Here is a 12,116-nt window from a genome sequence, read left to right on the forward strand (position 1 = left end):
GGATTAAGCTGGCCGCCGTTTTCGTTTATTGGAGTGCTTCATGTCCCGCCGTCTGCCCGTGATTTTGCTGCTTGTTTTGCTGCCTTTATGGCTGGCCGCCAGTTATGGCGCGCGTTATGGCTTCATGGAGGATGCGCAGTGGGTTGGCATCTGTGTGGACGAGGCGAGTCGCTGGGAATGCCAGATTCGTTCGAACCTTGGCTTGATGATTCATTTCAAGGTATTGGGCTGGGCAGCACTGGCGGCGGCCGTGATCGGTTTTGTGCTGCCGGGCCGGGCCGGGTGGTGGCTGGCGGTGCTGGCGCTGGTGTTCGGGTTTCCGGCCCTGGCGTTGTACAACACGACGTTGGCGGTGTTTGCGGTGGTGATTGCGGGCTTGCGGTTGGTCAGGGCGTCCCGTAGCGCCTGATAGTTCGTCTTCGCGAGCAAGCCCGCTCCCACATTGCATTTGTGTACGACGCAAATCCAATGTGGGAGCGGGCTTGCTCGCGAAGGGGCCAGCAGCAGCGCTGAAGATTAAGCCTTGCGCACCCGCAAACTGCGCCACAACGCCGCCACCATCAACACACTCACCAACGCCCAGCCCCAGGCCTGCTGGTTTTGCAGACCTTCACGAAACAGCTGCGGCGCAATGCCGGCGCCGATGATGAAGGTCAGCAGGGCGATTTCCCGACGCGGCACGCTCACCGGGCGGCACAGGTAAACCAGCGCCGGCAGGATGAACGCGACACTCGGGAAGCTGCGATAACGCGGATCGAACACCAGTTCCAGCATCATGACGGCCGCCGCAAATCCTGCCGCCGCCAACAACCAGCCAGCCCGACGCTCCAGCATATTGAACGCCCGTTCACGCCATCCGGAACGAGCGCTCAACGTCAGTGCGGCATGCGCCAGCACCAACAGATTCAACGCTGTCAGCAACGCGACCCACAGCCATTCACTGGCGAATCGTGTAGTGACGCGGGCCAGATCGCCCCAGGCGCCAATCGAACAAGCGGCCAGCGCACCCAGCAGCGGCAGAACCAACGCCGCGCGAGTGCTGCGGACACGACCGCCGAGGATCAGCGTGCCGAGAAAAATCACGCCGCCGACCACCAGCCACTGTGACCAGTACGGCACGTTCGACACCGGGCCGGCCAGTACGCCTTTGTCCTGACGGTCGGCATCGAACAGACCCCAGTAACCGCCGACCGCGCCTTCGCTCGCGCGTTTCCACGGCTGGTCGAAGGCTTCGATCAGGTTGTAATGCCAGCCTTGCTGTTCGGCCATGATCACGAAGGCACGAATGAACTTGGCCTCATTGACCCGGCTCGGCAGGGCCGTTTCGCGTTGGCGGCCTTCACTCGGCCAGCCGGTTTCGCCAATCATCACGTCCTTGGGCGCGAATTTGTTGCCGAACACCTGACGCACTTCGGCGACATGTTGCAGGGCGGCGTCGATGTTCGATGGATCGTCTTCCCAGTACGGCAGCAAGTGAATGGTCAGGAAATCCACCGCCGGCGCGACTTCCGGGAGCTTGAGCCAGAACTCCCAGACATCGGCATAAGTGACAGGCTGTTTGACCTGACTCTTGACCTTATTAATCAGCTTCGCCAATTGCGCGCCGGTGACTTCCTTGCGCAACAGGGTCTCGTTGCCAACGATCACCGAAGTCACCACGTCTGCGTTGACGTTGGCCGAGGCGATCAGCAGGTCGACTTCTTTCTCGGTGTCGATCGGATTGCTGTTGACCCAGGCGCCGATCATCAACTTCAGTCCGTGCTTGCGCGCGAGATCGGGCAGGGCCTCGAGGCCGGTCATGGAATAGGTGCGGATGCATTCGAAGCTTTTGGCCAGCAGCGCGAGGTCGGCGTCCATGCGCTCGGGGCGCAATTTGAACGGCTGATCGAACGGCGATTGATCCTTGTCGAACGGCGTGTAGGAGGCACATTGCAGCTTGTGCGTGGCACTGGCCACGTCCGGCAGAATCACCGGTTTGCCGAGACCGTACCAGAAGCCGCCGAGGGCAAAAAGCCCCAACAGGCAGGCAAATAAATAAGCAAAAAAAGGAAAGCGTGATGTCGCGGGCATGGTCAGGCCGTCTGGGAGCAAAGCCGCGCATGTTACCTGCATTTGGTGCGCGCTTGGTGGCCTGCACAATTTTGACATGCAAAGTTCGGGCGGATTGGCCGGGTGGCCTTCTGTGGTCTAGATTAATGGCGTTCTGATGTCGTTTCTCGATGCCTTGAGGTCGCTGGCAGAGCAGGTCGCCATCGGCGTCAGGTTGATTATCGAGGCGTCAGTACTCCGCTGATGATCGAGCGAGTTTGCGGGTGAGGCGTGATGGGGGCGCTGTGCACCATAACAATACGTTGACGCGGCTCGGCATCCGTCGAGCGCAGCACTTTCGGGGAAGTAACGATGAAGATGCGACGACTTTTAGGCGCGGGTGCCGCTCTGGTACTTGCGATTGGCTCCACTATGGCCAATGCCGAGAGCAAGACCCTGAGCATCGGTTACGTCGACGGTTGGTCCGACAGCGTCGCGACGACCCACGTGGCGGCAGAAGTGATCAAGCAGAAGCTCGGTTATGACGTGAAGCTGCAAGCGGTCGCCACCGGGATCATGTGGCAGGGTGTGGCCACTGGCAAACTCGACGCCATGATGTCTGCGTGGCTGCCGGTGACTCATGGCGATTACTGGACCAAGAACAAGGACCAAGTCGTCGACTACGGCCCGAACTTCAAGGACGCGAAAATCGGTCTGATCGTGCCCGAGTACGTCAAGGCCAAGACCATTGACGATCTGAAAACCGACGACAGCTTCAAGAAACGTATCGTCGGCATCGACGCCGGTTCGGGCGTGATGCTCAAGTCCGAACAGGCAATCAAGGACTATGACCTGACCGGCTATCAACTCAAGGCCAGTTCCGGCGCCGGCATGATTGCCGAGCTGACCCGTGCCGAGAAGAAAAACGAATCCATTGCCGTCACCGGTTGGGTGCCGCACTGGATGTTCGCCAAGTGGAAACTGCGCTTCCTGGACGACCCGAAAGGCGTTTATGGCGCGGCTGAAACCGTGAACAACATCGGCAGCAAAGAACTGGCAACCAAGGCACCGGAAGTGGCCAAGTTCCTGAAGAACTTCCAATGGGCGTCGAAAGACGAAATCGGCGAAGTCATGTTGGCGATCCAGGATGGCGCCAAGCCTGAAGCCGCCGCGAAAGATTGGGTGGCCAAACACCCGGAACGCGTTGCAGACTGGACCAAATGATTTGAGCTGACGCGTCTGGTCAGCACCTCTCAAGGCCGCTTGGCATAACCGCCAAGCGGCCTTTTGTTTTTCCCCTGTGGGAGCGGGCTTGCTCGCGAAGGCGTCGGATCAGTCGATTTAGAGGTTGACTGACACGACGCCTTCGCGAGCAAGCCCGCTCCCACATTTGTTTGATGCAGACCGGAAAATGGCGATTCCGTCATGTCGTTCTAATACTAAGGTCGTCTGGAACCTGCCCCGCAGCCGCATAGAGTGGATAACGTTCCAACTTCATCTGTGCTGCGAGGATAAAAACAATGAACGACAGCATTTACCTCTCGATTCAAAACAGCCCGCGCTTCAAGGAGCTGGTTAGTAAGCGAGAAAAGTTCGCCTGGATTCTTTCGGCGATCATGCTTGGGCTTTACTCCGGATTCATCCTTTTGATTGCTTACGGGCCGCATATTCTGGGCGCGAAAATCAGCCCCGAGTCTTCGATTACCTGGGGGATACCGATTGGTGTCGGGCTGATTCTCTCAGCCTTTGTCCTGACTGCAATCTATGTACGACGCGCCAATGGCGAATTTGACGACCTGAACAATGCGATTCTCAAGGAGGCTCAGCAATGATCCGGCGTCTAATGGCTCTATTGAGCATCGCAGCCTTTGCACCTGGCGCCTGGGCCGCTGAAGCCCTGACCGGCGAAGTGCACAAACAACCCCTCAACGTTTCCGCGATCCTGATGTTCGTGGCGTTTGTCGGTTTGACCCTGTGCATCACTTACTGGGCTTCCAAGCGCAACAACTCGGCGGCTGACTACTATGCGGCGGGTGGCAAGATCACCGGCTTCCAGAACGGTCTGGCGATTGCCGGCGACTACATGTCGGCGGCGTCCTTCCTGGGTATTTCCGCGCTGGTATTCACTTCTGGCTACGACGGCCTGATCTATTCGATCGGCTTCCTGGTGGGCTGGCCGATCATTCTGTTCCTGATCGCCGAGCGCCTGCGTAACCTGGGTAAATACACCTTTGCCGACGTGGCGTCCTATCGCCTCGGGCAAACCCAGATCCGCACGCTGTCCGCTTGCGGTTCGCTAGTGGTAGTGGCGTTCTACCTGATCGCGCAAATGGTCGGTGCCGGCAAGCTGATCCAGCTGCTGTTCGGTCTCGACTACTACGTTGCAGTGATCCTGGTCGGTATCCTGATGTGCATGTACGTGCTGTTCGGCGGCATGCTGGCCACCACGTGGGTGCAGATCATCAAGGCAGTGTTGCTGCTGTCCGGTGCCTCGTTCATGGCGCTGATGGTGATGAAGCACGTCAACTTCGATTTCAGCCTGCTGTTTTCCGAGGCGATCAAGGTTCACCCTAAAGGTGAGGCGATCATGAGCCCGGGCGGACTGGTGAAAGATCCGGTCTCGGCGTTCTCCCTGGGTCTGGCACTGATGTTCGGTACCGCTGGCCTGCCACACATCCTGATGCGCTTCTTCACCGTGAGTGACGCGAAAGAAGCTCGCAAGAGCGTGCTGTATGCAACTGGCTTCATTGGCTACTTCTACATCCTGACGTTCATCATCGGCTTCGGCGCGATCCTGTTGGTCAGCACTAACCCGGCCTTCAAAGATGCGGCTGGCGCGCTGTTGGGCGGCAACAACATGGCGGCGGTGCACCTGGCCAACGCGGTGGGTGGCAGTATCTTCCTGGGCTTTATCTCAGCGGTAGCGTTCGCGACCATCCTGGCGGTAGTGGCTGGTTTGACCCTGGCCGGTGCGACGGCGGTGTCTCACGACCTGTATGCCAGCGTGATCAAGAAGGGCAAGGCCAACGACAAGGACGAGATTCGCGTTTCGAAAATCACCACGATCTGCCTGGGTGTGCTGGCGATTGGTCTGGGCATTCTGTTCGAAAGCCAGAACATCGCGTTCATGGTGGGCCTGGCGTTCTCCATCGCGGCGAGCTGTAACTTCCCGGTGCTGCTGCTTTCCATGTACTGGAAGAAGCTGACCACGCGTGGTGCGATGATCGGTGGCTGGTTGGGCCTGGTCAGTGCCGTTGGTTTGATGGTGCTTGGGCCAACCATTTGGGTGCAGATCCTGCATCACGAGAAGGCCATCTTCCCGTATGAGTACCCGGCGTTGTTCTCGATGGCTATTGCCTTTGTCGGGATCTGGTTCTTCTCGGTCACTGACAAGTCGACGGCAGGTGCAAACGAGCGGGCGCTGTTCTTCCCTCAGTTTGTGCGTTCGCAGACAGGTTTGGGGGCGAGTGGGGCGGTTGCTCACTAAGGCTATATAAGCTGCGTTAAACAGAAATGCCCTGGTCGAGAGATTGGGGCATTTTTTTACTGGGCGGTTATCGGACTCTGTGGGAGCTGGCCTGCCAGCGATGGCGGCCTTATAGCCGACCAATCTCTTTCAGGTGTACATATCCATTGCTGCGGTAACGGCTAATTAGGGTTTCGCCCTTACGGCGACTCACTTTTTTTTCAAACGCCAAAAAAAAGTAAGCAAAAAAAGGCTCGCCCCGAGCGTCCGGCCCCTCGCTTAGGCTCGGCGTTCCTTCGCTCCGGTATTCATCTGGGCGCATCGCCTCCGGTCTGCTTCGCGACGACCTCCTCTCGATGTGTTCGACTGCGTCGAACGGCGCTACGCGCCTGCCCCCAGATGAACACCTCCACTCAGCCTCCCGATGGGGCGGGTAGATCAAAAGCAAGATCAAAAGCTGAAGGCGAGCTAACGCTCGACCTTGAGTGGTGAAAAGCGTGGCGTGTATGCCACTTCATTGTGGGAGCGAGCCTGCTCGCGATGGACTCATAGGCGCCGCGTATATCCTGTTGAAGCGCGTCATCGTTGACGTTCTTCGCGAGCAAGCTCGCTCCTACAGGGGATTGTTGGGTTATACAAATACGCGGTCACACACGGTCGAGGAGCTGCCGAAGGCTGCGATTTTTTGATCCTGCCGTTGCTTTGCTTTGCTTTGCTTTGCTTTGCTTTGCTTTGCTTTGGCTTCAGATCTGCCGCCCCTTTCCCAGAGGCCGAACGCAGGCGTTGCGCAGGGGGCAACCCGGCATGGATGCCGGGTTAGCCGCCCCCGGCCATGGATGGCCGATGGCGGCGGGCCCCCGGAGCAATGCCGGAGTGAGGGCATGCCGAGCCGCAGCGAGGCACCGAATGGAGGGGCAAGAGCCTTTGGTTACTTGGGGCTCTTCCAAGTGACTCGCCGTAAGGGCGAAACCAATAGCAGCCGTAACAGCAGAAACGGATATGCCCCCCAATCATGTACACCACCCAAAAAGCCGCACAAACAAAAACGGCCCCTATCTAAATAGAGGCCGTTCCCGGTACAACTCAAGACGTTATCGCAAGACAGGTCTTATTTGCGGTCTTCCAGCTTGGTGATGTCGCGCGACTCGTAGCCGGTGTACAGCTGGCGCGGGCGGCCAATCTTGTACGGGCTGGAGAGCATTTCTTTCCAGTGGGAGATCCAGCCTACGGTCCGCGCCAACGCGAAGATCACGGTGAACATGCTGGTTGGAATGCCGATCGCCTTGAGGATGATCCCCGAGTAGAAGTCGACGTTCGGGTACAGCGAGCGTTCGATGAAGTACGGGTCGGTCAGGGCGATCTCTTCCAGGCGCATGGCCAGTTTGAGTTGCGGATCGTTGGTGATGCCCAGTTCCTTCAGCACTTCGTCGCAGGTCTGCTTCATGACGGTTGCGCGTGGGTCGCGGTTTTTGTAAACCCGGTGACCGAAGCCCATCAGTTTGAACGGATCGTTCTTGTCCTTGGCCTTGGCGATGTACTTGTCGATGTTCGACACATCGCCAATTTCATCGAGCATGGTCAGAACAGCTTCGTTCGCGCCGCCGTGGGCAGGGCCCCACAGTGCAGCGATGCCGGCGGCGATACAGGCGAACGGGTTGGCACCCGAAGAACCGGCCAGGCGTACGGTGGACGTCGATGCGTTCTGCTCGTGGTCGGCATGGAGGATGAAGATCTTGTCCATGGCGTTGGCGAGTACCGGGCTGATCGGTTTGATCTCGCACGGGGTGTTGAACATCATGTGCAGGAAGTTTTCCGCGTACGTCAGGTCGTTGCGCGGGTACATCATGGGTTGGCCCATGGAGTACTTGTAAACCATCGCTGCCAGGGTCGGCATCTTGGCAACCAGACGGATCGCGGAAATTTCGCGATGCTGCGGGTTATTGATGTCCAGGGAGTCGTGGTAGAAGGCCGAGAGGGCGCCCACTACACCGCACATGACGGCCATCGGGTGGGCGTCACGACGGAAGCCGTTGAAAAACGTCTTCAGCTGCTCGTGAACCATGGTGTGGTTTTTCACGGTGCTGACGAACTGGGCCTTCTGTTCTGCGGTCGGCAATTCGCCGTTGAGCAGCAGATAGCAGGTTTCCAGGTAGTCCGACTTTTCAGCCAGCTGTTCGATCGGGTAGCCGCGGTGCAGCAGAATGCCGTTGTCGCCGTCGATATAGGTGATCTTCGACTCGCAGGAAGCGGTCGACATGAAACCAGGGTCAAAGGTGAAACGGCCCGTGGCCGTCAAGCCCCGAACATCGATAACATCGGGACCAACGGTGCCGGTTAAAATGGGCAGCTCGACGGGGGCTGCGCCCTCGATGATCAACTGCGCTTTTTTGTCAGCCATGTGGCCTCCTATTTATGCTTGAAATCATCAGACAGACCCCCCACGCAGGGCCCGCACCACTATAGTGAGATAAATTCGAATGTCAATTTGCCTAAAGTCTTGCTCCAGAAGGCTTTAACCGGACTTTTTCCTCGAAATTGACTGCCATTTACGCCTTTTATCCAACTTGTGCAATGCGCTATTAGGGGAAGGTGAACGCGTTGTCATTAGTAGCCTAACTGTCTATACTCGGCCTCCGACCGCCAGGGGCTTTTGGGCCTGCTTTATTGGGGGTCGCACTCCCTGGGTGGTGGGTACCTGACCAGTGCACTCCCCAACAACTTTGCCCTGATTGTTAGGGGCTCTTCAGTGTGAAAAAAAGCCGTGAATAGCCAACGACCTGTAAACCTAGACCTAAGGACCATCAAACTCCCAGTCACTGCTTACACGTCCATTCTTCACCGAATCTCCGGTGTCATCCTCTTTGTCAGCCTCGCCATCATGCTTTATGCATTGGATAAGTCGCTCGACTCGGAAGAAGGCTTCGGTCAGGTGAAAGCGTGTCTGACCAGTCCGCTAGCCAAGCTAGTGACATGGGGCATCCTGTCCGCCTTGCTGTATCACTTGGTTGCCGGTGTGCGCCACTTGATCATGGACATGGGCATCGGTGAGACGCTTGAAGGCGGCAAACTGGGCTCGAAAATCGTTATCGCCGTTTCCGTGGTGGTAATCGTTCTGGCAGGAGTTTGGATATGGTAACTAACGTCACGAACCTGTCGCGTTCGGGCCTCTATGACTGGATGGCACAACGTGTGTCTGCGGTCGTTCTCGCGGCTTACTTCATTTTCCTGATCGGATACGTCGTTGCCCATCCTGGCATCGGCTACGCCCAATGGCATGAACTGTTCGCAAGCAACTGGATGCGTATTTTCAGTCTCCTGGCCCTCGTTGCCCTCGGCGCTCACGCCTGGGTTGGCATGTGGACCATCGCGACCGACTACCTGACGCCAATGGCGTTCGGCAAGTCCGCGACTGCAATACGTTTCCTCTTCCAGGCAGTATGCGGCGTCGCGATGTTCGCGTACTTCGTCTGGGGTGTGCAGATTCTTTGGGGTATCTGATTCATGTCTACTACAGTTAATACGCTTTCGTTCGACGCCATCATCATTGGCGGCGGCGGTGCTGGCATGCGCGCTGCTCTGCAGCTGGCACAAGGTGGTCACAAGACTGCCGTAGTCACCAAGGTTTTCCCGACTCGTTCGCACACTGTATCCGCCCAGGGTGGCATCACTTGCGCCATCGCCTCGGCAGATCCGAACGATGACTGGCGCTGGCACATGTACGATACCGTCAAGGGTTCCGACTATATCGGTGACCAGGACGCTATCGAATACATGTGTTCCGTAGGCCCGGAAGCTGTTTTCGAGCTCGAGCACATGGGCTTGCCGTTCTCCCGTACCGAACAGGGCCGCATCTATCAGCGTCCGTTCGGCGGTCAGTCGAAAGACTTCGGTAAAGGTGGCCAGGCTGCACGTACGTGCGCCGCTGCCGACCGTACCGGTCACGCCTTGCTGCACACTCTGTACCAGGCCAACCTCAAGGCCGGCACCGTATTCCTCAACGAATACTACGGCGTCGACCTGGTGAAGAACGAAGATGGTGCCTTTGTCGGCATGATCGTGATCTGCATCGAGACTGGCGAAACTTCCTACGTCCGCGCTAACGCCACCGTACTGGCGACCGGCGGTGCAGGTCGTATCTACTCGTCCACCACCAATGCCCTGATCAACACCGGTGACGGCGTCGGCATGGCCCTGCGTGCTGGCGTGCCGGTACAAGACATCGAAATGTGGCAGTTCCACCCGACCGGCATCGCCGGCGCCGGTGTACTGGTGACTGAAGGCTGCCGCGGTGAAGGCGGTTACCTGATCAACAAGCACGGCGAGCGTTTCATGGAGCGTTATGCTCCGAACGCCAAAGACCTGGCGGGTCGTGACGTTGTTGCCCGTTCGATGGTTAAGGAAATCATCGCCGGCAACGGTTGCGGTCCGGATGGCGACCACGTAATGCTGAAACTCGATCACCTCGGTGAAGAAGTTCTGCACAGCCGTCTGCCAGGCATCATGGAACTGTCCAAGACCTTCGCTCACGTCGATCCAGCCGTGGCGCCGATTCCGGTCGTTCCAACCTGCCACTATATGATGGGCGGCGTTGCCACCAACATTCATGGTCAGGCAATCACTCAGGACGCCGACGGCGTAGACCAGATCATCCCGGGCCTGTTCGCCGTAGGCGAAGTGGCTTGCGTATCGGTTCACGGTGCCAACCGTCTGGGCGGCAACTCGCTGCTCGACCTGGTGGTATTCGGTCGTGCCGCCGGCCTGTTCCTGGAACAGACCCTGAAAGAAGGCGTCGACTACGCTCGCCCTCGCCAGTCCGACATCGACGCTGCCCTGGCACGTCTCGATGGCCTGAACTCGCGCACTGAAGGCGAAGACGTCGCCACCCTGCGTAAAGAACTGCAAAACTGCATGCAGAACTACTTCGGTGTATTCCGTACCGGCGAATACATGCAGAAGGGTATTGCCCAGCTGGCTGATCTGCGTGGCCGTATCGCCAACGTCAAGATCAACGACAAGAGCCAGGCGTTCAACACGGCTCGAATCGAAGCGCTGGAACTGCAGAACCTGCTGGAAGTGGCCGAAGCGACCGCCATCGCCGCAGAGATCCGCAAAGAGTCCCGCGGCGCTCACGCCCGTGAAGACTACGAAGACCGCGACGACGAAAACTGGCTGTGCCACACCCTGTACTTCCCGGGTGACAAGCGCGTGACCAAGCGTGCTGTGAACTTCTCGCCGAAGACTGTTCCGACTTTTGAACCTAAGATTCGGACTTATTAAGGGTGGCCGCCATGTTGCAAGTCAGTGTTTATCGCTACAACCCTGATCAGGACGCTGCGCCGTTCATGCAGGAATTTACGGTCGATACCGGTGGTAAAGACCTGATGGTGCTGGACGTGCTGGCCCTGATCAAAGAGCAGGACGAAGGTTTCTCCTATCGTCGCTCTTGCCGTGAAGGTGTTTGCGGTTCCGACGGCATGAACATCAACGGCAAAAACGGCCTGGCGTGCGTCACGCCGCTGTCCGCTGTCGTCAAAGGTAACAAGCTGATCGTTCGTCCGCTGCCAGGTTTGCCGGTAATCCGTGACCTGGTCGTCGATATGAGCATCTTCTACAAGCAATACGAAAAGGTTAAGCCATACCTGCAGAACGACACGCCGGCTCCGGCCATCGAGCGTCTGCAGACCCCTGAAGAGCGTGAAAAGCTCGACGGTCTGTACGAGTGCATCCTGTGCGCTTGCTGCTCGACCTCTTGCCCGTCCTTCTGGTGGAACCCGGACAAGTTCCTGGGTCCAGCTGCTCTGCTGCAAGCGTATCGCTTCCTGGCAGACAGCCGCGACACCAAGACTGCCGAGCGTCTGGCTTCGCTGGATGACCCGTTCAGCGTATTCCGCTGCCGCGGGATCATGAACTGCGTCAACGTCTGTCCGAAAGGCCTGAACCCGACTAAGGCCATCGGTCACGTACGTAACATGCTGCTGCAAAGCGGCGTGTGATTCAGCTGCTGTAAATGCAGGACCGCTGTACCCGTAGATGCTACGGCGCAGGCTTCAACCGGCGCCGTAGTTTTAACCTGAGCAGCAGCTTATAAGGCTGCGGCTCTTATTTTGAAGAAATGAGACAAGCAGGGGCATCCGGGCTGGTACCCGGACTATCAGCGTGATCCTAAGTGGCTTGTTTTGGTCGCTGCATTCGGACTTCTGCAAGTTTGCTCGGTGTCGACGCCGGTGGTGTTCCCCTAACCGAGGGTGACCAAGCATGCAAGAAAGCGTGATGCAGCGCATGTGGAACAGCGCCTACCTATCCGGTAGTAACGCTGCCTATGTGGAAGAGCTCTACGAGCTCTACCTGCACGACCCTAACGCTGTGCCAGAAGAGTGGCGCACCTACTTCCAGAAGTTGCCTGCTGACGGCAACACTGCCACCGATGTTTCGCACTCCACAATTCGCGATCATTTCGTCTTGCTGGCAAAGAACCAGCGCCGCGCCCAACCGGTTTCCGCCGGCAGCGTGAGCAGTGAGCACGAGAAGAAGCAAGTTGAAGTGCTGCGATAGATCCACGCCTACCGTAAGCGTGGCCACCACGCAGCCCACCTTGACCCGCTGGGGCTGTGGCAGCGTCCTG

The 12,116-nt window shown here is 58.0% G+C and carries 10 protein-coding genes and 1 pseudogene; 9 read left to right on the top strand and 2 right to left on the bottom strand.

Going from position 1 to position 12,116, the window contains the following annotated elements; genetic code table 11:
- Positions 1-40: 40 nt before the first annotated feature.
- The gene (locus tag ACIPL2_RS18530) at positions 41-409 is read left to right on the top strand and encodes a hypothetical protein (RefSeq protein ID WP_401358421.1); all 369 of its coding nucleotides are present in this window, start codon (positions 41-43) and stop codon (positions 407-409) included.
- Positions 410-516: 107 nt separating this feature from the next.
- Here ACIPL2_RS18530 and ACIPL2_RS18535 read toward each other — a convergent pair whose 3' ends face one another.
- A complete protein-coding gene (locus tag ACIPL2_RS18535) occupies positions 517-2,112 on the bottom strand; it encodes a beta (1-6) glucans synthase (protein ID WP_401358422.1) in 1,596 nt (531 codons plus the stop codon).
- A 288-nt stretch (positions 2,113-2,400) separates the two neighbouring features.
- Here ACIPL2_RS18535 and ACIPL2_RS18540 point away from each other — a divergent pair, with 288 nt between their 5' ends.
- From ACIPL2_RS18540 to ACIPL2_RS18550, 3 genes are all read left to right on the top strand, one after another.
- The gene (locus tag ACIPL2_RS18540) at positions 2,401-3,252 is read left to right on the top strand and encodes a glycine betaine ABC transporter substrate-binding protein (RefSeq protein WP_401358424.1); all 852 of its coding nucleotides are present in this window, start codon (positions 2,401-2,403) and stop codon (positions 3,250-3,252) included.
- 296 nt (positions 3,253-3,548) lie between these two features.
- Positions 3,549-3,860, top strand: a complete 312-nt coding sequence (locus ACIPL2_RS18545; protein ID WP_095127733.1) for a DUF485 domain-containing protein — start codon at positions 3,549-3,551, stop codon at positions 3,858-3,860.
- The gene (locus tag ACIPL2_RS18550; protein WP_401358426.1) at positions 3,857-5,515 is read left to right on the top strand and encodes a cation acetate symporter; all 1,659 of its coding nucleotides are present in this window, start codon (positions 3,857-3,859) and stop codon (positions 5,513-5,515) included. The genes ACIPL2_RS18545 and ACIPL2_RS18550 overlap by 4 nt, the downstream gene beginning before the upstream one ends.
- Positions 5,516-6,602: 1,087 nt before the next feature.
- Here ACIPL2_RS18550 and gltA read toward each other — a convergent pair.
- A complete protein-coding gene (gltA, locus tag ACIPL2_RS18555; RefSeq protein ID WP_401358427.1) occupies positions 6,603-7,892 on the bottom strand; it encodes a citrate synthase in 1,290 nt (429 codons plus the stop codon).
- Between the two features lie 363 nt (positions 7,893-8,255).
- Between gltA and sdhC the strand changes: the two genes are divergently transcribed.
- The 5 genes and pseudogenes from sdhC to ACIPL2_RS18580 all read left to right on the top strand — a co-directional run.
- Positions 8,256-8,630, top strand: coding sequence for a succinate dehydrogenase, cytochrome b556 subunit (gene sdhC / locus ACIPL2_RS18560; protein WP_401358429.1), 375 nt, complete (start codon positions 8,256-8,258; stop codon positions 8,628-8,630).
- Complete coding sequence (sdhD, locus tag ACIPL2_RS18565; protein WP_027922414.1) at positions 8,624-8,992, top strand: succinate dehydrogenase, hydrophobic membrane anchor protein; 369 nt, start codon at positions 8,624-8,626, stop codon at positions 8,990-8,992. The genes sdhC and sdhD overlap by 7 nt, the downstream gene beginning before the upstream one ends.
- A gap of 3 nt (positions 8,993-8,995) precedes the next feature.
- Entirely contained in the window at positions 8,996-10,771 is a 1,776-nt protein-coding gene (gene sdhA / locus ACIPL2_RS18570) for a succinate dehydrogenase flavoprotein subunit (RefSeq protein WP_059402220.1), read from the top strand.
- Between the two features lie 11 nt (positions 10,772-10,782).
- Positions 10,783-11,487: a succinate dehydrogenase iron-sulfur subunit gene (locus ACIPL2_RS18575; protein WP_056743991.1), complete on the top strand. Its 705-nt coding sequence runs from the start codon at positions 10,783-10,785 to the stop codon at positions 11,485-11,487.
- Positions 11,488-11,749: 262 nt separating this feature from the next.
- Positions 11,750-12,116, top strand: a pseudogene (locus ACIPL2_RS18580) (2-oxoglutarate dehydrogenase E1 component); the annotation flags it as partial.

Origin of the sequence: Pseudomonas sp. NPDC086251 (assembly GCF_044746405.1) — a bacterium.
Classification (GTDB): Bacteria; Pseudomonadota; Gammaproteobacteria; order Pseudomonadales; family Pseudomonadaceae; genus Aquipseudomonas.